At 42.7% G+C, this 24,709-nt stretch carries 16 protein-coding genes, 3 tRNA genes and 3 rRNA genes; 10 read left to right on the top strand and 12 right to left on the bottom strand.

What is annotated here, in order from left to right; translation table 11 throughout:
- Window positions 1-29 precede the first annotated feature (29 nt).
- The 4 genes from mnmA to kdsA form a co-directional block, all read right to left on the bottom strand.
- Window positions 30-1,118 (bottom strand): tRNA 2-thiouridine(34) synthase MnmA, encoded by a 1,089-nt coding sequence (gene mnmA, locus QE417_RS04675; RefSeq protein ID WP_311947830.1) that lies wholly within the window; start codon window positions 1,116-1,118, stop codon window positions 30-32.
- A 356-nt stretch (window positions 1,119-1,474) separates the two neighbouring features.
- Window positions 1,475-2,842: an NAD-dependent succinate-semialdehyde dehydrogenase gene (locus tag QE417_RS04670; RefSeq protein ID WP_311947829.1), complete on the bottom strand. Its 1,368-nt coding sequence runs from the start codon at window positions 2,840-2,842 to the stop codon at window positions 1,475-1,477.
- Between the two features lie 462 nt (window positions 2,843-3,304).
- Complete coding sequence (locus QE417_RS04665; RefSeq protein ID WP_311947828.1) at window positions 3,305-4,240, bottom strand: KpsF/GutQ family sugar-phosphate isomerase; 936 nt, start codon at window positions 4,238-4,240, stop codon at window positions 3,305-3,307.
- Window positions 4,241-4,313: 73 nt separating this feature from the next.
- Window positions 4,314-5,096: a 3-deoxy-8-phosphooctulonate synthase gene (gene kdsA / locus QE417_RS04660; protein WP_311947827.1), complete on the bottom strand. Its 783-nt coding sequence runs from the start codon at window positions 5,094-5,096 to the stop codon at window positions 4,314-4,316.
- Between the two features lie 116 nt (window positions 5,097-5,212).
- Here kdsA and QE417_RS04655 point away from each other — a divergent pair, with 116 nt between their 5' ends.
- Entirely contained in the window at window positions 5,213-6,646 is a 1,434-nt protein-coding gene (locus QE417_RS04655; protein ID WP_311947826.1) for a glycoside hydrolase family 28 protein, read from the top strand.
- 314 nt (window positions 6,647-6,960) lie between these two features.
- Here QE417_RS04655 and QE417_RS04650 read toward each other — a convergent pair whose 3' ends face one another.
- Entirely contained in the window at window positions 6,961-11,763 is a 4,803-nt protein-coding gene (locus QE417_RS04650) for a RecQ family ATP-dependent DNA helicase (RefSeq protein WP_311947825.1), read from the bottom strand.
- 120 nt (window positions 11,764-11,883) lie between these two features.
- On the opposite strand from QE417_RS04650, the gene QE417_RS04645 reads away from it, so the two are divergent.
- The 6 genes from QE417_RS04645 (at window position 11,884) to rrf (ending at window position 18,526) form a co-directional block, all read left to right on the top strand.
- The gene (locus QE417_RS04645; RefSeq protein ID WP_311947824.1) at window positions 11,884-12,357 is read left to right on the top strand and encodes a hypothetical protein; all 474 of its coding nucleotides are present in this window, start codon (window positions 11,884-11,886) and stop codon (window positions 12,355-12,357) included.
- Window positions 12,358-13,088: 731 nt separating this feature from the next.
- A 16S ribosomal RNA gene (locus tag QE417_RS04640) occupies window positions 13,089-14,610 on the top strand.
- Window positions 14,611-14,765: 155 nt separating this feature from the next.
- Window positions 14,766-14,840: transfer RNA gene (locus tag QE417_RS04635), tRNA-Ile, on the top strand.
- A 113-nt stretch (window positions 14,841-14,953) separates the two neighbouring features.
- A tRNA-Ala gene (locus QE417_RS04630) sits at window positions 14,954-15,027 on the top strand.
- Window positions 15,028-15,308: 281 nt separating this feature from the next.
- Window positions 15,309-18,192, top strand: a 23S ribosomal RNA gene (locus tag QE417_RS04625).
- 222 nt (window positions 18,193-18,414) lie between these two features.
- Window positions 18,415-18,526, top strand: a 5S ribosomal RNA gene (gene rrf / locus QE417_RS04620).
- Together the 16S, 23S and 5S rRNA genes with 2 tRNA genes alongside form the textbook arrangement of a ribosomal RNA operon.
- A gap of 197 nt (window positions 18,527-18,723) precedes the next feature.
- Here the strand turns inward: rrf and QE417_RS04615 are convergent.
- From QE417_RS04615 to hscB, 5 genes are all read right to left on the bottom strand, one after another.
- Window positions 18,724-19,236, bottom strand: a complete 513-nt coding sequence (locus QE417_RS04615) for an ISAon1 family transposase (RefSeq protein ID WP_311954593.1) — start codon at window positions 19,234-19,236, stop codon at window positions 18,724-18,726.
- Entirely contained in the window at window positions 19,200-19,709 is a 510-nt protein-coding gene (locus tag QE417_RS04610; protein WP_311947823.1) for an ISAon1 family transposase, read from the bottom strand. The genes QE417_RS04615 and QE417_RS04610 overlap by 37 nt, the downstream gene beginning before the upstream one ends.
- On the bottom strand, window positions 19,702-20,058 hold the full coding sequence (locus QE417_RS04605; RefSeq protein ID WP_311947822.1) for an ISAon1 family transposase N-terminal region protein: 357 nt from the start codon (window positions 20,056-20,058) through the stop codon (window positions 19,702-19,704). Before QE417_RS04605 ends, QE417_RS04610 begins: the two co-directional genes overlap by 8 nt.
- 148 nt (window positions 20,059-20,206) lie before the next feature.
- A tRNA-Leu gene (locus tag QE417_RS04600) sits at window positions 20,207-20,290 on the bottom strand.
- 17 nt (window positions 20,291-20,307) lie between these two features.
- Window positions 20,308-20,835 (bottom strand): Fe-S protein assembly co-chaperone HscB, encoded by a 528-nt coding sequence (gene hscB, locus QE417_RS04595; protein WP_311947821.1) that lies wholly within the window; start codon window positions 20,833-20,835, stop codon window positions 20,308-20,310.
- A gap of 217 nt (window positions 20,836-21,052) precedes the next feature.
- Between hscB and QE417_RS04590 the strand changes: the two genes are divergently transcribed.
- The 3 genes from QE417_RS04590 (at window position 21,053) to QE417_RS04580 (ending at window position 22,521) form a co-directional block, all read left to right on the top strand.
- The gene (locus QE417_RS04590) at window positions 21,053-21,586 is read left to right on the top strand and encodes an SRPBCC family protein (RefSeq protein ID WP_311947820.1); all 534 of its coding nucleotides are present in this window, start codon (window positions 21,053-21,055) and stop codon (window positions 21,584-21,586) included.
- A gap of 90 nt (window positions 21,587-21,676) precedes the next feature.
- The gene (locus QE417_RS04585) at window positions 21,677-22,114 is read left to right on the top strand and encodes a DoxX family protein (protein WP_311947819.1); all 438 of its coding nucleotides are present in this window, start codon (window positions 21,677-21,679) and stop codon (window positions 22,112-22,114) included.
- A gap of 26 nt (window positions 22,115-22,140) precedes the next feature.
- Entirely contained in the window at window positions 22,141-22,521 is a 381-nt protein-coding gene (locus tag QE417_RS04580) for a VOC family protein (protein ID WP_311947818.1), read from the top strand.
- A 122-nt stretch (window positions 22,522-22,643) separates the two neighbouring features.
- On the opposite strand, the gene QE417_RS04575 is transcribed toward QE417_RS04580, so the two are convergent.
- Window positions 22,644-23,546 (bottom strand): cell surface protein, encoded by a 903-nt coding sequence (locus tag QE417_RS04575; RefSeq protein ID WP_311947817.1) that lies wholly within the window; start codon window positions 23,544-23,546, stop codon window positions 22,644-22,646.
- A gap of 17 nt (window positions 23,547-23,563) precedes the next feature.
- Window positions 23,564-24,685, bottom strand: a complete 1,122-nt coding sequence (locus QE417_RS04570) for a YncE family protein (RefSeq protein ID WP_311947816.1) — start codon at window positions 24,683-24,685, stop codon at window positions 23,564-23,566.
- Window positions 24,686-24,709 lie beyond the last annotated feature (24 nt).

Genomic DNA, 24,709 nt, shown 5'->3' with positions numbered 1-24,709 from the left:
TAATAAAAGGGCAGGAGAAGAGTTCCCAACTACATCAGGAAGCCGCCGCCAAGCAGGTCGCTACCTTCGTAAAACACGGCCGATTGCCCCGGCGCAATGCCCGAAACGTTGTGATGAAAATCAACTTTCATGTGCTCTCCCATTTGTACGATGCTGCTTTCGGAGCCTGCATCTTTATAGCGTATTTTGGTTACGGCTTCTAAAGGCTCTGTAATGCTTTCGTACTTAATAAGGTTCAAATCGCGCACCCATGCTTCTTTACGTTGCAGTTCTTCGGCCACGCCTAAAACTACCGTATTATTATGCGCATTAATGTGCGTAACAAACATTGGGTGACCAAAAGCTACACCTAAACCTTTACGCTGTCCAATGGTATAAAACGGATAGCCATGATGTTTACCCACAACGGTTCCATCAGCCAGTACAAAGTTACCTGGACCAACACGTTGGTCTAAATCTTCAACCTTATGGCGAAGAAATGCACGGTAATCATTATCGGGTACAAAGCATATCTCGTAGCTCTCGCTTTTGCCGGCCAGTTCAACCTGTCCGTAATCAAGCGCCATTTGACGTATTTCGGCTTTGGTGAAGCTACCTAATGGGAATTTGGTACGGGAAAGATTCTCTTGCGATACGCCCCAAAGTACATATGATTGATCTTTATTCTCGTCGCGGCCCTTAGAAACCACGTAACGACCGCTATCTTGCTGGCGTATATTTGCATAGTGCCCAGTGGCAATAAACTCACAGTCGAGCTTATCGGCGCGTTTAAGCAGGGCCTCCCATTTAATGTGGGTGTTGCACAAAACGCATGGGTTAGGTGTACGACCGGCCAAATACTCGTCAACAAAATTGTCGATCACGTAATTGCCAAACTCGCTGCGTATATCTAATATATAATGCGGAAAGCCATAACCCACGGCCAAAGCACGGGCATCGTTAATACTGTCCAGACTGCAACAGCCGGTTTCTTTTGAACTGCCACCTGCCGAAGCATAGTCCCAGGTTTTCATGGTAAGCCCGATAACCTCGTAGCCCTGCTCGTGCAGCATAATTGCCGCTACCGAACTATCCACACCACCACTCATGGCCACTAAAATTCTACCGTGCTTACTCATAACGGTTGCAAAGATACATTTTAAGCTTATTAGGTTAAAATGTCTACGGTCAGGGTAGGGTAAAAGTGAATGGTTAACGGATAAGGGCGAAAGGTAGGACAAAGTCTGTGTACCAATATCTTTTCAGCTATACAATATGCGCAGTAGGTGTTACCTGTTTACAGGAAGACACGTATGATTTTTATGTTCCGTTAGGAATTACCCTTATAAAACATTCCTAAATTAGGGTAGCTCATAACGGAGCATGTTTAACTCTAATATTTATTTGCTATAAACAGGTAGCACCCACGGTGCATAAAAACTTGTGAGCACACAGCCACCGGCTAACTCGCCGTGGTCTGTGTCCTCACAGATCACTATTTTACATACACCGTTTTTATATTCACAAACTCATGAATGCCAAACATACCCAGTTCGCGGCCATAGCCCGATTGTTTGATGCCGCCGAAAGGCAAACGAGGGTCTGACTTTACCAGCGAGTTTACGAAGCATGAACCCGCTTCCAGTTGGCTTGCGGCAATGTGTTCGCCGCGTGCAACATCCTGGGTAAATACAGCACCGCCAAGGCCAAATACACTGTCGTTAGCTATGTTGATGGCATCGGCCTCATCTTTCGCAATAATGATGGCTGCAACCGGGCCAAATAATTCATCATCATGTGCGGGCATACCTTTTTTTACCTTGGTTAATATAGTAGGAGGGTAGAAAGCGTTTTCTCCTTCAGGAATTTCGCCACCTAAAATGCATTGGGCTCCGGCTTTAATTGATTGCTGTACCTGCTCATGCAATTCATCACGCAAATCAACCCTTGCCTGCGGACCAACCTCGGTGTCGGCATTCAGTGGATCGCCCATGCGTTTGGCTTTCATTTTTTCGAGCATCAGTTGAGTGAATTTTTCGGCAACAGGTTCAACCACTATAAAACGTTTAGCGGCTATACAGCTTTGTCCGCTGTTAATAAGGCGGCTATCGGTGCAGGCGGTGGCGGCCATTTCCAGGTCGGCATCTTCCAATATAATATAGGCATCGCTACCGCCCAGTTCAAGCACGGTCTTTTTTAAAACCGAGCCAGCCTTTTGCGCTACTTTAATGCCGGCATTAGTGCTACCGGTTAGTGTTACCGCTTTAACTAAAGGGTTTTCGATAATAGCTTCCACCTGATCGCTACCTACTAACAAGGTTTTAAACACATCAGCAGGGAAACCCGCCTCTCGTACCATATCTTCAATAATTAAAGCACAACCCGGCACGTTGCTGGCATGCTTAAGTACACCGCAATTACCGGCTGCTAATGCAGGCGCCAAAAAGCGGAACACTTGCCAAAAAGGGAAATTCCAGGGCATTACCGCCAATACTACGCCTATTGGATTAAAGGTTACAAAACTTTTTTGCGCCTCGGTTTCAATAGGTTGATCTTTTAAAAAGCTTTCGGCATTATCAGCGTAATAGGTGCAAACCGCTGCGCACTTATCAATTTCGGCAGCGCCTTGTTTTATAGGTTTGCCCATTTCAAGCGCCATAAGTTCGGCAAGTTCGTCTTTACGTTTAATTAATGTGGCCGCAAGCTCATGAAGTAATTGGGCACGGTGCAATGGTTCGCTATTGCGCCATTGCAGCCAGGCCTGATGCGTTTGAGTTATTTTATTATTCAACTCATTGGGCGTATGAGTAGGATATGATTTTATAGTTTTACCGTTAGCCGGATTTACAGATGTAATATTCATTATGCGAAATGATGCTTGTAGAGTAAACAGGCTTATAGCAAAAAGTTTTGCGATGTAAACCAAAATGGTGTTGAAACAACATTAAACGATGTTTTTTGGGTTAAAACACGTGTTGAAAGTTATTAACTTAATATTCTGATAACCGAAATTTTATAATAGCTATTCAAAAAAAAAGGGTATTTACTAAGAAAAATTTATCAAAATGTTCAAACAGCTAAATTTTTCTTAAAAATGCATAAAGGCCTTGCAAAAAAGCCCCCCAGGGCTATATTTGCTATATATCCCCTGATAAAATGAATATAACTAATTTAACACTCGAACAAAAACTGCAAGGCTGTATTTTGGCCCTTATCTGCTTCGTAGCCATTATAAATTATATTATATAATTTAACGGCCTAATAACATATGATGGTTGCAGGTTAATACTTTGCAACCTTTTTTATTTTATAAGGTAGATGTTATTTAGCGCGAGTATATCTGGTAAATGCCTTTTACAGTGCGGCTCTCGGCCAAGCCTACCAAAATGGTGGTGATCTTGCGGTCTATCATTAATTCCTCAGCCCTGTTAATAAGTTCTTCCTCGTTTATGATTACCGGATTTTCGCTCATCATGCCCTTAACAGTTTGAGCTGATGTATCCGGATTACGCAAAAGAGCGCGACGTAAGTCTCCGTCGGTTACTACGCCTTTTACATCATCAGTGGTACCTACAATTACCATCCCTAAGCGGCCTTCCGACATACGCATGAGCACTTCGGTAAATGATGCATTTACATCAATAAAAGGCAAGTTATCGGTACGCATGATGTCTTTTACTTTCACCAGTAACTTACGTCCCAAACTGCCGCCTGGATGAAAGCGTGCAAAGTCTTCAGGCTGAAATTGACGGGCTTCCATGAGCGCAACGGCCAATGCATCACCCATTACGAGCGTTGCCGTGGTTGAAGAGGTAGGCGCTAATTTTAATGCACAAGCCTCATGGGTGATGTGTACATTTAAATGTAAATCGGTATTTCGGGCAATAGTAGATTTTGGATTGCCGGTTATACTAATGGTCTTATTTTGGTTCCATTTCAGGAAGGGAATAATTTTGATCACCTCATCGGTTTCGCCTGAGTAGGAGATAAGCAGCACCGCATCATTTTTACCTACCATGCCCAAATCGCCATGAAAAGCCTCGGTAGGGTGCATGAAAAAGCTGGGCGTACCTGTGCTGGCTAATGTTGCGGCTATTTTTTTACCAATCAACCCCGATTTGCCCGCGCCGGTTATAATTACCTTGCCATTATGCTGCAAAATAGCCTCAACAGCTTGCGTAAACTGCCCGTCAATTAATGCTGCAGCTTCCTGCAACGATTCTATCTCATCTTTAAATACGCGTTGGGCAATATCTTGCATGGAGTAAATATGTTGTGTGTTGTCAGTTGTGTGTTGTGTGGATTCGTGTTCACAGACAACACACAACTGATAACTAAAATCTCAGTAACGGTTCAATAATTTTATCTAAATCCTGTAGCTTAACCATGTTGGGGCCGTCGCTCAGTGCATTGTCTGGGTCGGGGTGAATTTCCATGAAATAGCCATCGGCACCAAAAGCTTTGGCGGCTTGTGCCATCATGGGTACAAAGGTACGGTCGCCACCGGTTTTGCCACCAGCACCACCCGGGCGTTGTACCGAGTGGGTACAATCCATACAAACCGGGTAGCCAAAGGCTTTCATATCGTGTATATTCCTGAAATCGACTGCCAGGTTATTATACCCGTACATGTTGCCGCGCTCGGTTAATATCACTTGTGTATTGCCGGCTTCAACCACCTTTTGTGCCGGGTAAAACATATCCTGACCGGATAAGAACTGTGCTTTTTTTACGTTTACAATTTTACCGGTTTGGGCAGCGGCTACCAACAAATCAGTTTGGCGGCAAAGGAATGCCGGTATCTGCAAAATATCGCACACCTCTGCAGCAATGGCTGCCTGGTAGCTCTCGTGTATATCGGTAATTAATGGTAAATCAAAACGTTCTTTTACTTTTTGAAGCATCTCCATGCCCTTATCAATACCCGGTCCGCGGTATGAGTTTACCGATGTACGGTTAGCCTTATCAAACGATGATTTGAATACCACAGGGATATTGTATTGCTGCTTTACACGGGCAACCTGCTCGGCAACCTCGTAAAGCAACTCCTGGCTTTCCATCACACATGGGCCTAAAATAAAGAAGGGCTTTTGCTGCAATTGTTCAAAAAGAGTCATGTGGGCAAAGTTAGGATTTTTTTGATTTCGGAGCTGAGGCGTGAGTGCTTCCTCGAATAATTAAAGAGTGTAAAATATTTCTTCGGGATAAAAAGCCAAGTTGTATCTTTCGCCCTATGTTAAAAAGCATACTTAAATACGCATTTGCAGTTTTGCTTGGTGTAAGTAGTTTTACAAGTACTTACGCTCAAACTGAAGGGTGGGCAAAGTTAGATGGCATTATAGCCAAGATCAAGGCCCCTACATTTCCTAAACGTATGTTTTTTGTGAAGAATTATGGTGCCGATGCTACGGGTAAAAAAAATTGCAGCACAGCCATAAAAGCTGCCATTGAGGCTTGCCATAAAGCGGGCGGAGGAAGTGTGATTGTACCCGCAGGTAAATATTTAACCGGACCGGTATACTTAAAAAGTAATGTAAACCTGCACCTCGAAAAAGGTGCAACGCTGTTATTCTCAACCAAACCTGATGACTATTTGCCTTTAGTGCCCACCCGCTGGGAAGGGGTAGAGCTGATGAACTACTCACCGCTGGTATACGCATACAAAGAAAAAAACATAGCCGTAACCGGCGAGGGGGTGTTAGACGGGCAAGCCAACGCGCAAAACTGGTGGCCGTGGAAAGGTAAAAAGGAATACGGTTTCAAAAACGGCGACCCAAGCCAGGTTGATAAAGCTAACCGCCCGGCACTGTTTGCCATGGCCGAGAAAGATGTACCCATGGCGGAGCGTAAGTTTGGTAACGGGCATTACCTGCGTCCGCAGTTTGTGCAGCCCTACTTGTGTACCAACGTGCTGATAGAGGGTATACGAGTCATTAATTCGCCTATGTGGATATTAAACCCGGTGTTATGCAATAATGTTACCATTAACAAAGTAACAGTTGAAAGTGAAGGGCCAAACACCGATGGTTGCGACCCTGAATCGTGCAAGAACGTGCTGATCAAGGATTGCTACTTTAATACGGGTGACGATTGTATTGCGCTCAAATCGGGACGTAACAGTGATGGTCGTCGTATCAATATCCCGTGCGAAAATGTGGTGATACAAGGTTGTACCATGGCTAACGGGCACGGTGGCGTAGTAATAGGTAGTGAAATTTCGGGCGGAGCCAAAAATATATTTGCCGAAAACTGCACCATGAACAGTCCGGAGCTTGACCGTGCCCTGCGTATAAAAACAAGTTCGGCACGTGGTGGTATCATACAAAATATTTACCTGCGCAACATTAAAGTAGGCCAGGTAAAACAGGAAGCTATACTGGTTACCATGTTTTACGAAGATACCGGCAATTTTATGCCGCTCATCCGCAATATTGAAGTAAGCAATATGGAGGTTAAAAACGGCGGCAATACCGGCGTGGTTATTGAAGGTTACAAAAAGCAGCCTGTACAAAACCTGCGCCTCAGCAATGTGACTATTAATAATGTAAAAAAAGCTTATAGTATAGCCAACCTCACCGGCTTGCAGCTAAACAATGTTTTGGTTAATGGCAGCCTTTTAAAAACTGATCAAGTGAAGATTAGTGACGCAGATAAGAAAACGGATTAATGTATAAAAAATAGCCGGAGAGATCCTGTATACTTAATTGAAATATTCTTGTGATATTCATTAACATCACATCTTAAAAATGCTAAAAATAGATCTGTTCAAGTATTTATAAAAGCCCGGCACAGTAAATAGTATGTTTATGTGCTTTGGGTACACCAAGTAAAAAGTGCTCGTTTACAGGTAAATACCGATTTTAAATAATTTATCTGCCTAATATTTTGACGGCTTAAACCAGCAATAAGGTAGTTGCTTTATCATTAATTGTTTAAATGCTTTTTGCAAAAGTGAGAAGACTGGGGGGAACTTATATGGTTTTACATCTTTTGAAGATAAAGCTCGGGCAGCACAATTTTTATTTCATGCTGGGCGTTTTCGGCCTGCCAGTGTAGTACAAAATTTACAACTGCATTTACAGGTTTATAGCCTTTGCTTTCAAAGTTTTTTAGCCGGTTTAAAAACTCGGTCGAAAATTTAAGTACAGGTTTGCGATCTGTGGTCAAACATTCGTCACCGCTTATGATTAAATTACTACCAGCTGTAAGGTTTGATAGGTATGTTTGTGTATTGTTAAAATAGTCGAGCCAAACATCTTTGTGTGTAAGGTGCATGGCCATTTGTGAGGGTAAGGGGTTGGGCTCGCTATGTTTGGTAAATGCTAAGTTATGCGTACTAATGTTATCAAAATAATTACTGTTAGTATGAATACAGAGGTTTTGTTTGGCACGTGTAATAGCAACGTATATGCGCCTGTTTAGCTCATTGGTTTGAACTGAAAGGTTTTCAAGCAGCAAAAAAACGTTATTAAACTCTTTGCCCTTAGCTTTATGAATGGTTGATACAAAAATGGTTTCGCCATTGCCGGTATAAAAGTCTTCCAGTTTCGATTCGCTTATAAAAACATCCAGATCCGATTTGTATTTCTTTTTGCCGTGGGTGATTTCAAAGTCTTTTAACAGTTTTTGGCAAACAGCCAGATTTCTGCTGGTTTTAAATTGAATACCAAACTGGCGTTTAGCATTTTCCCAGGCATCTTCCGTCAATACGGCTACATCACCATGGGCATTCAGCATTTTAACAAAGTGCCTTATTTCGGCCAAATTGTAAAGGTTAAAGCTATCGTTGCTTTGTATGAGTTTGGCCTGCATACCGTTTTTTAAAAGTAAGCCGGTTATTTGCAGTGCCTCGTCGTTAGTTTGGGTAAGTACACAGGTAGTGCCTTTTAATGGTGAATTTAAAATATCGTTCACCAGCGGCATAATAAGGTTACCATGCTTATAACTTTCAATTTTTATATTACCGTTATCGGTTTTGTTGGCAACAATAGGTGTGCTTTTAAGCCTGTTAGTAATGGTGATAGCAAATTGATTGGCAAAATCAACCAAATTACTTTTACTGCGATAATTGTCTACCAATTCATATTTTTTGGCCTCGTTTACATCAGCCAGTTGTTGTAAATATTTCGAATCAGCCCCGCGAAACTCGTATATATTCTGGTCGTCATCGCCAACGGCAATTACCCGCATATCTTCATTTTCTGCAATGAGGGTGCTAACAAGGTTGAACTCATCGAGAGACATGTCCTGGGCTTCATCAATTACCAAAACTGTTTTGGTAATACGGTTAAGATCAATATCCTTGCTTCGTATTTTTTCGGTGGTACTTTTTAAAATGTCATCATTTTTTTCGAGACTGCCAACCTTGCCTAATAAATCAAAGCAGTAGGAATGAAACGTTTTAATTTCTATGTAATTAGCCGAGTTGCCTATTAGTTTTAACAGCCTTTTCTTAAACTCGGTAGCAGCAGCCCGCGAAAAAGTGAGCATGAGTAGCTGCTCGTGCTTTACGTCTTCCATTAACATTAACGAAGCAAGTTTATGAACCAATACTTTGGTTTTTCCGCTTCCCGGACCGGCCGCAACCACAATATATTTCGAATCCTGGTTTTTAATAATATTAAGTTGGGTAGGGGATAACTCGCCAAAAAGCTGTTTGAATTTTGTTGGTGTGATATTGAGCTTAATCTCCTTTTTGCGGTCTCCTTTAAAGTACCTGTTTAAAAACGACGGGTAATTTAGTTGAAAGTAATCTTCTACAAACTGTAGTGCCTCGCGGTAATCGTCAAGCATCTTTTGGGCATATGCACCTACAATATGAATTTGCTGTATCTTGCTTTCATAGTACTGTTTCAGCTTTTCATAATCCTCGGTTTTATAACGTATCTTATTGTCTTGTTCCAGTCGCTCAACAGTGAGCCTGTTATATACTACTAAAAATCCGCCTTCAATTTTGATGGCCTCAATCCGTGACAAGTAAAATAAGGAGTCTTCAACCTCATCAATATTGGTAACCCGCTTAAACATACCGTCTCCCAATTGCTCGTAACCCTCCTTGAGTTCATGAACCGAAAACTCAACCAAAACTTCGTTTTTAGCGTTGGCATCTGTTTTTGAATTCTCTGTTTTACGATATAAATAATCCACTATAAATCCGGCTAACTCGTGCCGCTTAGTCATTCTATCTTTTATGGTTGATACAGGAGCAATTGTACAGGCATTAAAGTGATATTTAGAAAGTGGAAGGTTTCGTTTTTTAATCCAGTTTTTAATAGCCCAAAAGTTGGTGAGTGTTTTTATTTTGCTGGTATCAGCTCCTATGCAACCTTCATTTTCCAAACATTCGTTAAGTTCTTTAGCATTAAATGTTTTGGCTGTATCGTTAAAGTAAGGCAGCAGACTCCTTTCTATTTTGCTAAATTTTTCAACAATGCCGAGCGAGTTTTTTATGTTGTCGCCCTGTTTAATAAATGCGGTAAGGTCTTTGGCATCAGCCAAAATACTTTCTTCACGCATGAGATTTATCATCCTGATCACCTCGTCTTTTACAATACCCAGATGGTCGCTAATGTAATCCACCCTCGATTCGGCAGTTTCTTCGGATGCCCGTTTACGGCTCTTGCTCGAAAATAGCTTTTTGATAATGCGAATGGCTTTTTCTTTTTCCTTCTCTGTAAATAGTGCAGAAGCGTTTATTTTAGTAATGGCGTCTTGTGCACTTGGCGACAGGATACTGTTGGCAAACACCCTTGGTGAATTTTGACCGCGTTTTAAATAGCCTGCATCCTCCAGTGCAGCTATGGCAGTAATAACACGGGTTTCAATTTCGGCCACGCTATCGTCCCACCCAGCTTGGCGCGCAATTTCCAATGCCGAGTTTGATACCGTTGCGCGCAACCGGGTAATATTTTTAATGGCTTTCCATATCTGCTGTATTTCTTTAATGGAAAGCCGGGTTTGGTTAAGTAATATAAAATGCTTACTCAGGTCTTCTTCGTTATAAAGCACATAGCAGTCGGCCTCAATTTGTTCATCGCGCCCGGCCCGACCTGCTTCCTGCACATAATTTTCTAAAGAATCTGATATATCGTGATGTATCACCACACCTACGTCCTTCTTATCTACACCCATTCCAAAAGCCGATGTGGCAACCATGATTTGCACCTCGCCCGAAAGAAAAGCGTTTTGATTAGCCGTTTTATCGTTAGCCGCCATTTTGCCATGATAGGCTCGGGCGTTAAGCCCATCGGCAATTAAACGGTCGGCCAGTGTAACCGCTCTTTTAGTCCTCGATACATATATAATAGCTGGGCAATTATAATCGGTAACCAAATCTCTAACAGTTGCATATTTTTCGTCATCATCGTTTTTGGGTAGAACTTTATAATGAAGATTAGTGCGCGATGCCGAAGTGGTAAACCGGCGGAGTTGTAAATTCAGCTTTTCTTCAAAATAAACACATATGTCTTCTATTACCTTAGGTTTGGCCGTTGCCGTGAAACAGGATATGGGTATCGGTTCAGCGAGGTTTTTCTTTTCCTGGATGTTTTTAAGAAAGTCTCCTATGTATAGGTAGTCAACTCTGAAATCCTGGCCCCATGATGAAAAGCAATGCGCTTCATCAATTACAAAACGTGCAATTTTTCGGCCTAACAGCAAGCGTTCGATGCTTTTCGATCGCAACGACTCGGGCGATATATACAACATACAAGCCGAACCATCCTCTACACGTTCAAAAGATTTAGCCCGTTCAATAGGATCGAGCAAACCATTTATAGTTACCGCAGCAGTTATTCCTACCTTTTCAAGGTTATCCACTTGGTCTTTCATGAGTGATTGCAAGGGCGATATAACTACGGTAAGTCCGCGTGTTCTGTCGCCGCTCATTAAAGCCGGCACCTGGAATGTTATAGATTTACCTCCGCCGGTAGGAAACACCGCTAAAAAGGATTGGTTATGTATGGCAGCTTCTACTGCTTTTAGCTGCAAAGGCTCACCTGCATACTGTCTGTATGTATCAAATCCAAAAAAACGCTTGAGCGCTAAATGCGCATCCAATGCCTGGTTACAATAATTACAACCAGCTATACATGGTTTGTTTCTCAATATAAACATCAGGCGCTCTACATCTGGGTAATTAATTAATACCCAGCGTGGGGTTATCGAGCTGCGGTTTTCACTTTTAATAAGCGCTAAACAATACGCAAGTTCTACAGGGTGTGCGGCAATTAATTGTTCGATATTAGCCTCATTACATACATCATTTTTAAAATACTTAATAATCGCAATTGCAATATTTTCAATGGTAACTGTATAGTTTAAATATCTAAAAAATGCGCTAAACTCTTTCTGCCCTTTTAATAAGAGGTAGTATATCTGTTTTAAATCTTCGGGTAATTGTGTAAAAACTGCCATTTCATCATAAAACAGGTCTTTAGCTTTTATGGCATCATTAAGTGGGTTGTTAGGCTCGTCATAATTCAGCTTATCATCTTTAATCAACGAGTGATAAGGTTTAGCGGGAAATAAGAGTGGCGATAAGTAAAGGGTATCGATAATATTTTCCAGCTGCACACCTGCCTGGCTAAGTAAGCCGCTAATGAATTTTACATCATGATTTAAAATGTTATGGCCGCAGATATATTGAGTTTCGGATATAAACGAGGTAAATTCATGTGCCGAAGCGCTATGAAGGATATTACCTTTATCTTTAATACCACCATAGTCGTAAACCCTTCCGGTTTGTTCGGCAACTTCAGTATCTATAAAGGTAATAGTATTCAAATTGGATAACTTTGAGTTGATAAGAGGTTTAGCTAAAGTAAACCTAATAAAAATTGTTGTAAATTGTAAGGCATGCCCATGATTGACTGAATTACATAGATTTTTTAGATTTGCAGTTAAATGACCGATCTTAATGAATATGAATGCGAAATGCTCGACGTTATGCTCGAGGCTTTTGGCGTTCCGGATAATTTGACCCGCGAACAGATACTACAGTTGTTTGATTACGATGAAGCATCGGCCTTTGCCATGGTGAGTGCCTTATTGCGGGAAGAGTTGGTTGTAGTTGCAGGCGCACATGGTATATATGAACTACCCGACAGACTTATACTAAAGCCTAAAGGCGAAAAGTTTTTAAAAGAAGGTGGATTTACGCGTCGTTACCAGCTTGAACAACAAAAGCCTTTACAGGTAGGAGGTACCCAAGCCAAGTTGCAACAACATAATATGAAGTTGCAAAATCAAAAGCTTGAACAGCAAACCGAAATTATTAATCTAAAAAAGAGCATTGAGTCTTTAAGAATGCGCCAATACCTATGGTGGGCATTAATTTTAGTTGCCTTAATTGTGGGGTATTTTACAGGGCATAAATAAAGTTTACCACCTCAAACCATTTTATCATCTTGACGCGTAGGGCATTAGGGATTGTGATACAAAATACCATGAATAAAGTTTTAGTGAATAGAATAAATAGTTACCTTTGCAACCCGCAAGAAAGAAAGCGGGGCGTTATTTGAAAGGCAAGGGGTTTGAGGGGAGGTTTAGTAATAAACACCAGGAAAACAGAAAGAAAAGCGGCTCAAAATAAATTTCAGATTTATTTTGCAGAAATGAAAACCTTTTCTACCTTTGCACTCCCAATCGCAACGAAAGGGAAAAGAATTGAAAAGCGGCACAGGGGTATTTTAAAAGGTTATTTTCGAAAGAAAAGGCCGCCAAAAAAAAGAAAACTTTTTTTTGGAAAAGTAAAAAGAATATCTACCTTTGCACTCCCAAACGGAACGAAGCTGAAAGGCTGAAAAGAAGAGCGGGAAAAAAGAAAAAGTTAACAGCAATTGTTAACTAAGATTGAAACAGCCTTAGGGCGAACAAACAAAGATTTCGAAACACCGCAATGGTGTCAGATATAAAGTCGAACCGGGATGGTGAGACGACAAAGTTCTTTTAAGAAGTAACATGTAACGTAGCGGGAGAGATAAGTAATTATCTGCTCTGTCAAAAAAAGAAACCTTCAAATATAGCTACTGAATACTGTATAAAGATATACAAATAATCAGATTTCTATTTTTAAGTAAAGTAGGGTCTGGATACAAACAAAACATTTTACAATGGAGAGTTTGATCCTGGCTCAGGATGAACGCTAGCGGCAGGCCTAATACATGCAAGTCGGACGGGATTGAGGAGCTTGCTTCTCATGAGAGTGGCGCACGGGTGCGTAACACGTATGTAACCTACCTTTATCTGGGGGATAGCCTCTCGAAAGAGAGATTAACACCGCATAACATGACGACTCAGCATTGAGCTGTCATCAAATATTTATAGGATAAAGATGGGCATGCGGGACATTAGCTAGTTGGCGGGGTAACGGCCCACCAAGGCGACGATGTCTAGGGGATCTGAGAGGATGGCCCCCCACACTGGTACTGAGACACGGACCAGACTCCTACGGGAGGCAGCAGTAAGGAATATTGGTCAATGGGCGCAAGCCTGAACCAGCCATGCCGCGTGCAGGAAGACGGCCCTACGGGTTGTAAACTGCTTTTGTACCGGAATAAACCTTTGTTCGTGAACAAAGCTGAATGTACGGTAAGAATAAGGATCGGCTAACTCCGTGCCAGCAGCCGCGGTAATACGGAGGATCCAAGCGTTATCCGGATTTATTGGGTTTAAAGGGTGCGTAGGTGGCCTATTAAGTCAGGGGTGAAAGACGGTAGCTTAACTATCGCAGTGCCTTTGATACTGATGGGCTTGAATACAGATGAAGTGGGCGGAATGTGACAAGTAGCGGTGAAATGCATAGATATGTCACAGAACACCGATTGCGAAGGCAGCTCACTAAATTGTGATTGACACTGAGGCACGAAAGCGTGGGGATCAAACAGGATTAGATACCCTGGTAGTCCACGCCCTAAACGATGAATACTCGATGTTGGCGATATACGGTCAGCGTCTAAGCGAAAGCGTTAAGTATTCCACCTGGGGAGTACGCCCGCAAGGGTGAAACTCAAAGGAATTGACGGGGGCCCGCACAAGCGGAGGAGCATGTGGTTTAATTCGATGATACGCGAGGAACCTTACCCGGGCTTGAAAGTTAGTGAATGATTCAGAGACGAATCAGTCCTTCGGGACACGAAACTAGGTGCTGCATGGCTGTCGTCAGCTCGTGCCGTGAGGTGTTGGGTTAAGTCCCGCAACGAGCGCAACCCCTATGTTTAGTTGCCAGCACGTCAAGGTGGGGACTCTAAACAGACTGCCTACGCAAGTAGAGAGGAAGGAGGGGACGACGTCAAGTCATCATGGCCCTTACGTCCGGGGCTACACACGTGCTACAATGGATGGTACAGAGGGCTGCTACCTGGCAACAGGATGCCAATCTCTAAAAGCCATTCACAGTTCGGATCGGGGTCTGCAACTCGACCCCGTGAAGTTGGATTCGCTAGTAATCGCGTATCAGCAATGACGCGGTGAATACGTTCCCGGGCCTTGTACACACCGCCCGTCAAGCCATGGAAGCTGGGGGTACCTGAAGTATGTAACCGCAAGGAGCGTCCTAGGGTAAAACCGGTAACTGGGGCTAAGTCGTAACAAGGTAGCCGTACCGGAAGGTGCGGCTGGAATACCTCCTTTCTGGAGCAGTATTCTGAAAGTGGCCTTGAAGGAACAATTGGAAAGACAGAAAGTCCTGCTACGTACATGTATTTCTTAAGAAATTAAAGAAGAAGAAAAAAGAGAAACCCTTTAAAAAGGAAGCCATATCAGAAAAGTGGCTAACATCAAACCATAGTCTCGTAGCTCAGTTTGGTTAGAGCACTACACTGATAATGTAGGGGTCAGCAGTTCAAATCTGCTCGGGACTACCTATGCGCAGCACAGCTGCGGGGTTGAATAGTTAAATGGTTTATTGGTTAAGTAGTTTGAAAAGAAAGAACTACTCACATAATCAACAAATCAACTACTCACTTTTTTAAAAGGGGAATTAGCTCAGCTGGCTAGAGCACCTGCCTTGCACGCAGGGGGTCAACGGTTCGAATCCGTTATTCTCCACGATGCTTACGAGTAGTAAGTAGCAAGTATAAAGTAAAAAGACTCCGGTCTTGATACTAAGTACTCACTACTAAGTACTAAAAGCAAAACGTTCTTTGACATATTGGAAGAAGTAATTGAAAAACTGAAAAAACAACAGTGAAGGACAGTTACGAAGAGTACAGAATAAAGACTCAAGAATACAGACAAGCAATTGTCTTGATTCCTGACTCTTGACTCCTGACTCTGAAATAACTTGAACTAAATAAAACATACCGTATCGAGCAAAAGCGATACAGGTAGAAGAAAGTAAGAAAGGGTACACGGGGGATGCCTTGGCTCTCAGAGGCGATGAAGGACGTGATAAGCTGCGATAAGCTCCGGGGATTAGCAAATATGAATTAATCCGGAGATTTCCGAATGGGGAAACCTAGTTATCTGAAGGATAACTGCAAATGCGCGAACCTGTTGAACTGAAACATCTAAGTAAACAGAGGAAGAGAAAACAATAGTGATTTCCTGAGTAGTGGCGAGCGAAAGGGAAACAGCCCAAACCTGATTTGTTACGGCAAACCAGGGGTTGTAGGACCACGATGTGGTATATTAAACTGAAGCGGAAAGGCATGGGAAGGCCTACCATAGAGCATGAGAGTTGCGTACGCGTAAGGAATAATAACCTAGTGAGTTCCTGAGTACTGCGGGGTCGGAGACGCCCTGTAGGAATCTGCCGGCACCATCCGGTAAGGCTAAATACTACTGAGAGACCGATAGTGAACCAGTACCGTGAGGGAAAGGTGAAAAGAACCCCGAACAGGGGAGTGAAATAGAACCTGAAACCGTGTACTTACAAGCGGTCGGAGCAGACTTGATCTGTGACGGCGTGCCTTTTGCATAATGAGCCTACGAGTTACTCTTCTCTGGCAAGGTTAAGTGTTTAAGACACGAAGCCGAAGCGAAAGCGAGTCTGAATAGGGCGTGCAGTCAGAGGAGGTAGACGCGAAACCTTGTGATCTACCCATGGACAGGTTGAAGGTGCCGTAACAGGTACTGGAGGACCGAACCGATAAACGTTGAAAAGTTTCCGGATGATTTGTGGGTAGGGGTGAAAGGCTAATCAAACTGGGAAATAGCTCGTACTCCCCGAAATGTTTTTAGGAACAGCGTGGCGGTAAAGTTATAAAGAGGTAGAGCTACTGATTGGGTGCGGGGGAGTCAAATCCTACCAAATCCAGACAAACTCCGAATGCTTTATAATATACGCTGCAGTGAGGCTCTGGGTGCTAAGGTCCAGGGCCGAGAGGGAAAGAACCCAGACCATCAGCTAAGGTCCCTAAATTACTGTTAAGTTGAACTAACGAGGTCCGGCTGCACAGACAGCTAGGATGTTGGCTTGGAAGCAGCCATTCATTTAAAGAGTGCGTAACAGCTCACTAGTCGAGCGGCCGGGCATGGATAATAAACGGGCATTAAACAGTATACCGAAGCTATGGATTATATACATTGTATATACTGGTAGGGGAGCATTCTATCATCGGCGAAGCATGACACGACAAGTGCATGTGGAGAGGATAGAAAAGCAAATGTAGGCATAAGTAACGATAAGGCGGGAGAGAAACCCGCCCACCGAAAGACTAAGGTTTCCTGATCAACGCTAATCGGATCAGGGTTAGTCGGGGCCTAAGGATAATCCGAGTGGAGATTCCGATGGACAACTGGTTAATATTCCAGTACTTTTTATAACTGCGATGCAGTGACGGAGTAGTGACACATCCGCGTCCTGACGGAATAGGACGTTAAAGGCCGTAGGTATAGGTTTGGTAGTTAAGTACGCCAGATTTGCTGAACGCTGATAGTACACAAAGCCTTCGGGTGGCGTGATAGTGATGGTAATCAGACTTCCAAGAAAACCTGCTAAGCTTCAGGTTATAAAAACCCGTACCGTAAACCGACACAGGTAGTCGAGGAGAGAATCCTAAGGTGCTCGAGTGATTCATGGCTAAGGAACTCGGCAAAATGGCCCTGTAACTTCGGGAGAAGGGGCGCTCTCAGCAATGGGAGCCGCAGTGAAAAGGCCCAGGCGACTGTTTAACAAAAACACATGGCTATGCAAAATCGAAAGATGACGTATATGGCCTGACACCTGCCCGGTGCCGGAAGGTTAAGAGGGGATGTTAGTCGCAAGGCGAAGCATTGAATCGAAGCCCCGGTAAACGGCGGCCGTAACTATAACGGTCCTAAGGTAGCGAAATTCCTTGTCGGGTAAGTTCCGACCTGCACGAATGGTGTAACGATCTGGGCGCTGTCTCAGCCATGAGCTCGGTGAAATTGTGGTATCGGTGAAGACGCCGGTTACCCGCAACGGGACGGAAAGACCCCATGCACCTTCACTACAACTTAACATTGATATCGGCTACAGGATGTGTAGGATAGGTGGGAGACTGTGATCATGCTTCGCTAGGAGTATGTTAGTCAACGTTGAAATACCACCCTTTCTGTATTTGGTGTCTAACTCTATACAATGGAGGACATTGTTTGGCGGGTAGTTTGACTGGGGTGGTCGCCTCCAAAAAGGTAACGGAGGCTTTCAAAGGTAAGCTCAGTACGCTTGGTAACCGTACGTGGAGTGCAATAGCATAAGCTTGCTTGACTGTGAGGCAGACAAGCCGAGCAGGGTCGAAAGACGGATATAGTGATCCGGTGGTTCTGCATGGAAGGGCCATCGCTCAAAGGATAAAAGGTACGCTGGGGATAACAGGCTGATCTCCCCCAAGAGCTCATATCGACGGGGAGGTTTGGCACCTCGATGTCGGCTCGTCACATCCTGGGGCTGGAGAAGGTCCCAAGGGTTCGGCTGTTCGCCGATTAAAGTGGCACGCGAGCTGGGTTCAGAACGTCGCGAGACAGTTCGGTCCCTATCTGTTGTGGGCGTTGGAAGTTTGAGTGGGGCTGACCTTAGTACGAGAGGACCGGGTTGGACGAACCTCTAGTGAATCTGTTATGGCGCCAGCTGTACTGCAGAGTAGCTACGTTCGGAATAGATAAGCGCTGAAAGCATCTAAGTGCGAAACTAGCCACAAGATGAGACTTCCCTTGAGGGTCGTAGTAGACTACTACGTTGATAGGTTACAGGTGTAAAGGTGGTGACATCATAGCCGAGTAATACTAATTGCCCGACGCTTTCTTCGCAAACAGATAAGGTGGTGTGATCTTTCCGGTCACATCACCGAACTCAAAAAACAAAATAGTACTGTAAAGTTCTTTTCAGGAAAAAACAGTTGCTTCTTTCAATAATATGTCAAGTTATGGTGAGTAGTTGAATGGTTGAGTAAGTGAGTAGTTAAAAAACTATATACACTGACTAATAACTCAATCAACAAATCAACTCAATCAACCACTAACTAAAAATATTCAGGTGCCTATATCGGCGGTGTCCACCTCTTCCCATTCCGAACAGAGAAGTTAAGCCCGCCAGAGCCGATGGTACTGCAGTAAAATGTGGGAGAGTAGGTCGGCGCCAAACCTTATCAATCAACCCCGTACGTTCACTCGTAGCGGGGTTTTTTGCGTTTAATACCCTTTCTCTCATAGTATTATACCTATACATTTGTGTATAAACCTGCATGCTACGGTGATGGGTTTGATCTTATTATGATTAGATGCCCTATTATAAATTTAACATTGTATGGATCAGTCCGAATTATTGGGGGGGGTACATTTTCAGGCATAGATATTAGCGAGTCTGAACAGGAAGAAAGTAGTGTCTCTAACGCCTCTTGAAGTGGCCCTGAAAGCTTTGATCTTGGCGTTGAATGATTCGGCCGATGCGTTTGTGCTGCGGTTATCAAAGAAGTTCAGGATAGATTCATAATGAGTTTGAACTGATCTGGCCACGGTTTTAAAAGCATCAATACCCGCGCTTTCTACATCATTATACCAGATCGCTAACCGCTTAAATGCCTGCTGCTTGTTCTTGCAGATGGTAAAGACCTGTCCTAAGCGGATGGATAGGTTGTACGCTTTATATAACTCCGGGTAGCGGGGAAAGACCAGGTCTGCCCTTTGTTTTTGTGATGCTGTCCATTTGGATGGATGTTTGAATAACAGGTAGCGGCTACGTGCCAGTAATTGCTTCAACGTATCACCATTGGTGAATACTTCCGGCTGATAGCTTTGTTTGTTCTTTTTAGCAGCTTCTACCGCTTGGTTTTCCTGCTCTCCAGCGCTTCCCAGCGGTATTTGATACTTGCCTCCTGCACGGCATCATAAGCCAGTTTCTGCACATGGAAACGGTCGATCACCCGGCTGGCATTACTAAAGCACCGGCGGATGGCTTTGATCATGTTTGAGGCCATGTCCATTGTTACCTCCTTTACCTGGTTACGCTTACGGGCAGGGATACGTTCCAATACCGCCGCGATCTGTTCGGCCTGTGTGCCTTTGAGCATCGCTACGATAGCCCGTTTACCGCCTTTGGCTTCCTTATTAGTGATGATGGTATACAGCTCGCCATTGCTTAATGCTGTTTCATCTATACTCAGCGAGGGGCCTATATTATCTTCGAACAGCATCCATTCATCTGCATGATCTTTCTGCTCCCAGCCGTGAAAGTCGCTCAGGTGATCTTTGTATTGCTGTTGTAACTGTTTACCATCAACGGAATACAAACGGCCTAATAAATGGCAACTGATGGGGTTATTATCCAAATATACCTTTTAAAAAAGTGCCGAATTCTGTTGTCATTCGTGCTCCTTTTCTTACTAAATCCCAGTCTCTTGTGATAACTTCACCGCTTGCTTTTACTTCCCATCTGCGTCTTTTAATACAAAGTGCTACCTTATGTCCACGAATTGGAAAATCCTGGATAGCCGTTTCGGGTAAGAACCCTTTTGATTCCAGTTGCGATTTTTCATACCCCAAAGGCGGCACATTCTTTTCTTCCAAATGGATATTCAATTGCCCAGTCTCGGACGAGCGGACATCGGTAAGTTCAAAGTATTCTAAGATGCCTTCAGGTAAGATCAGGCGGACAAGTGTTTCGTATGCTGCGGACAAGTCTGTAAATATTTATTGTCACACAAAAAAATAAACTTTTTTACTCTCCCACAAGTTTTTTGCTTGATCCCTAAAAAATGATTATTTAAAGAGAAAGGGTTGCTCTTTTAGAGCAACCCTTTGCAAAATCAGACTTCAGTCCGATAAGTACCCAGAGCCGGGGTCGAACCGGCACGGCCTTGCGGCCACAGGTGTTTGAGACCAGCGCGTCTACCGATTCCGCCATCTGGGCCTGTCCAGAACTTCCTCTCAGAAGCGGGATGCAAATGTATTCAAACTATCCTTAATTCGCAACAAATATTTTTGTCTAAAATAAATATCTGCAATGTGATTTAAGCGGTCATTTTTAGCTGTGTCATTAAGTGATTCATAATCAGTAGTGAGCGCTTGTAACTGAGTGTTTAAATCATCTTCAACGACCAGTGTCTCTGCTCGGATTTCTGCAAGTTTTTCGGCATCATCTGCTTCCATCAGGCGCTCGTTAAGGTCCATCATCTCCATTAAAAAGTCGGATGGGAGCTGTGGTTTAGCACCTTCACTCACTAAATCGTGCTGCTTTAAAATATATTCGAGGCGTTTGGCCGGGTTGCTGAGCGTTTGGTAGGCTTTGTTATTGATGGTTGATATTTCGAGTATCTCTTGTTGTTTAGCTTCATCTTCACCGGCATAAAAGTCGGGATGGTATTGTTTGCTTAGGGCATAAAACTTCTTTTTTAAGGCTGCTTCATCCAAATTAAATGACTCGGGTATATCGTAAAATTCAAAATAGTTAATCATGGCTATAAGCTTATCAAAGGTAAAGGTATCTATTTCTGTAAATGTTTTAGGAAAAGCAGTAGTGAGATTTATTATTATGATGTAGAACCATTAAAATAAACTTTTATCGTCGTGCATGATAATATCGATTTTATATAATTGCTTTATACATGTCATTGATTTTGTGATGAATGCGTTTATCTTTACATAGATATTAACCTTTTTAATTCCTGAAATCATGATTAAGAAAATTCTAATAGGCATTATTGGCCTTATTGCATCATTGTTGGTAGTGGCAATTTTTGTTCCTAAAGATTATACAGTAGAGAGGCAGATAACGATTAATAAGCCGGTTACCGAAATCTTTGATTACATAAAATATTTGAAAAATCAGGATGAATACAGTAAGTGGGCATCTATGGATCCAAATATGAAGAAAACTTACAGCGGTACCGATGCCACTCCGGGCTTTGTATCGGCATGGGAGAGCGACGTTAAGGATGTGGGGCAGGGTGAACAAAAAATTTTAAGCATTGTGCCCGATAAGCAAATTAATTACGATTTGCATTTTATAAAGCCATTTGAAGGCCGTGCTGAGGCAATTATGAAAACCCAAGACAATGGCAATAGCACCACAACCGTGAAATGGAGTATTGCCAGCAGCATGCCATATCCTACTAATTTGATGCGTTTATTTATGAATATAGAGGAGATGATCGGCAATGATCTGGATACAGGTCTTAAAAATCTTAAGGGTAAATTTGACAAATAAGCTTGGTTTTGGTTAAGATACATATGATGTTGAAACATTTAAACTTAACAATATGTTAAGGAGTAATTAAAGTCAACTTATTAGAAGTTCATGAAAAGATTTTTTGCACCGTACAATTTACCCTTAAGCGTTGATATAGCTATATTATTGTTAAGGCTGTTGTTCGGTATTGCTTTTATTATTCACGGATGGGGCAAAATACAAACCCCTATGGGCTGGATGGGGCCCGATTCATTCATACCGCCGTTATTTCAAGCATTAGCAGCAATATCAGAATTTGTTGGTGGTATAGCCCTGGTGCTGGGCTTGTTTACCCGTTTGGCCGCCATTGGAATTGCTATTACCATGTTGGTAGCTGTTTACGTGCATGCAGTTATGGGAGGCGACCCGTTTGTTAGCCCTACCGGCGGAAAATCTTATGAGTTAGCTGCTAACTATTTGTGTACTGCACTGTTAATTCTGGCTGGAGGGGCTGGTCGTTTTTCAATAGATAAGGCCATATTTGGCGACCGTTCAAGTTTGAATTAAAACTGTACTTAAAAAAAGGAGTAATCATGTTTAAGCACACCAAAGCATTCAGTGGGTTTTCGGTTGATGATACCCAAAAGGCTAAGGAATTTTACGGGGAAGTATTAGGGCTTGAGGTAGAAGAACTTGATATGCCCGGAACCCTGCGCTTACATATTGAGGGTGGAGGTGAAATACTTATCTACACTAAGCCAAACCATTCGCCGGCAACGTTTACCATTCTTAACTTTCCGGTTCAAGAAATTAATAAGGCTGTTGATGATTTAACAGCACGCGGAGTAAAATTTAAAGTTTACGACGAGCCAAATTTTAAAACCGATAAGAAAGGTATTTTTCAAGGGGGCGGCCCTAAAATAGCATGGTTTAAAGATCCTGCCGGTAACTTTTTATCGGTTTTGGAAGAGTAAAAGTTTGTAACCAATGTCATTGCGAGCGTAGCGTGGCAATCTCCCCATGCAAAATTAAGCAAGATGAGATTGCCACGTCGCTATCGCTCCTCGCGACGACACGATTTTTTGATTGCTTATATCTACTTCTCTAAGCTAATATCAGCCACACCCTTAACCTCGGTTGATAATTCGCCCAGCCAGCCCAAGTTGAATTGAATGCCGGTTTGAATTTTCACAAAGTCAATTCCTTTTAAGGCTACTTTATTGCCTTTATCATCAATGGCGTTGGCTATATCAAGTTTATCGCCATTAAGAGTGTTATCAGCATAGCCAAATGCAAACGAGTTGCTGGTAATAAAAGAAGGATTGGTGGTATTAATATTAGTTGATGGTAACAGCGTACCGGTAACGGTATAAGAGTTTGCTGTTATCCAGGTTGGGTAATAGGCCTGTTTATGGTAAATATTGGTTTTAACTACACCTGAATTACCTTTACTGTCTGTCCATGGCACATCGGCAGTGGCAGGGTTAGGGCGGGTGTAAGTAACCGAGTAAGCCCTTGTATAGCCTGGTTGATTTTGAGCGCTACCAGTTAGTTCAAACCAGGTATCGTCAGGTTGGCCATTACCATTTGTGTCTTGCATTACCCAAACAACGCCCGGTTCAGCGGTTCCGTTTCCTGCATTGCCGTAAACAATTAAATCTTCCTTGCCATCCTGGTTAACCACTGTATGGTCAAAGCCTAACACAATATTCCCTCCATATGCTCCTAAAGTTACCAAGCCTGTTTTGCCATTTAATATAGTTTTGGCACCGTCGGCAGTGCCTATAGGGTCATTTATAAATTGTCCTGGTGCCGGGTTATAGCTAAACAATTGCGTAACATAAGCACTGCTTTGCCCGGTTACCGGGCGTGTAGGTGCAATAGGCTCAGGGTCGTGTATTTCGGCTTCATTATCTTTTGTACACGAGTTTAAAACAAGTACGCTGCCGGCCAAAGCCAGCAGCAATACTTTTGCATATATAGAAGTAGTAGTTTTCATTGTTATTTAGGTGAATGTTATTTTTTGTACGAATACACAAATACGGCCGATTTAGGATTAACCGCAGTGTCAAAACTTAGCAGCCTTTTGCCCATGTAATTATAAAAATAAGCTTTACCCGAGGTGCTGGTGTAGCTTACAGCATCAGTCACCACAGCCCCACCACTAAAATTGTCGAAAGTTAAGCCATATAGCAAACCTACGTTTGTGCCATCAGTGATTAAGTTGTTGCCCACGGTTGATGTAACAGCACTAAACGATTTAACTTCAGATGCAAAAGTTGATGTGTTGGTAAGGGCAATAAACCCGCCATTGCCAGCAATACTTAACGATGTACCGTAATCAACGCCTTTTATAGTATTTAATGATGTTTTAGTATCGGTAACACTGTTGATCAAGTTTATTTCAGCTGGTATATTGGTATAATTACCTTGGCAAATAACATATACATTACCATTGGCAGCTGCCGATATTTTAGTTGGGTTTTGAGCTACTGTAATATCCGTAGTTTTTGTAAATGAGTTCAGATTGACAACCGAAACCTTATTCACCCCCGAAAGCTTATAATCTGAATTGGCTACGTAAAGTTTGCCATTAGCTACTGCCACACCTTCCAGGTAATTAGCTTTAAGGTCAAGTTCTGCATCAATATTAAGGCTTGCGGTATCGACACGGCTTATTTTGCCATCATAGCGCGATACATAAGCCTTACCCTGATAAAAAGCAACATAACGTGGTAAATAGCCATTATTACCCGAATTGAATGATATACGTTTAATAGTTTTACCGGTGTTGATATTCATTATATCAACAAATGATTTAGGCTGGCCATCAATGCCACTTACAACACAGTACATTTTGCTGCCATAGCGTTGTAAATCGTTAGGTGTCTCGCCTAAATCGGTGCCATTTACTTTTTTGTAATAGTTTTTTTCGGCCGTGCCGGTTTTTATATTGTAGTAGGCAATATCGCCGTTACCTGCACCAAATGAGCCTTCGCTGAGCACGTAAATACCCGTAGTGCTTTCAATATCTGCATCGGTTGGTAGTTCATCGTCTTTTGAGCATGATGCCAGTACAACAAGGCTTGTAAGTATAAGCCAGCTAAGTTTTGAGCTGCGTAGTAAGTTTGTTTTCATTTTTTAAGTTGGAATTAATGTATA

The organism is Mucilaginibacter terrae, from assembly GCF_031951985.1.
In the GTDB taxonomy this organism is placed as follows: Bacteria; Bacteroidota; Bacteroidia; order Sphingobacteriales; family Sphingobacteriaceae; genus Mucilaginibacter; species Mucilaginibacter terrae_A.
Note: the sequence above shows the minus strand (reverse complement) of the source record. Positions and strands in the feature narration are given on the sequence as shown.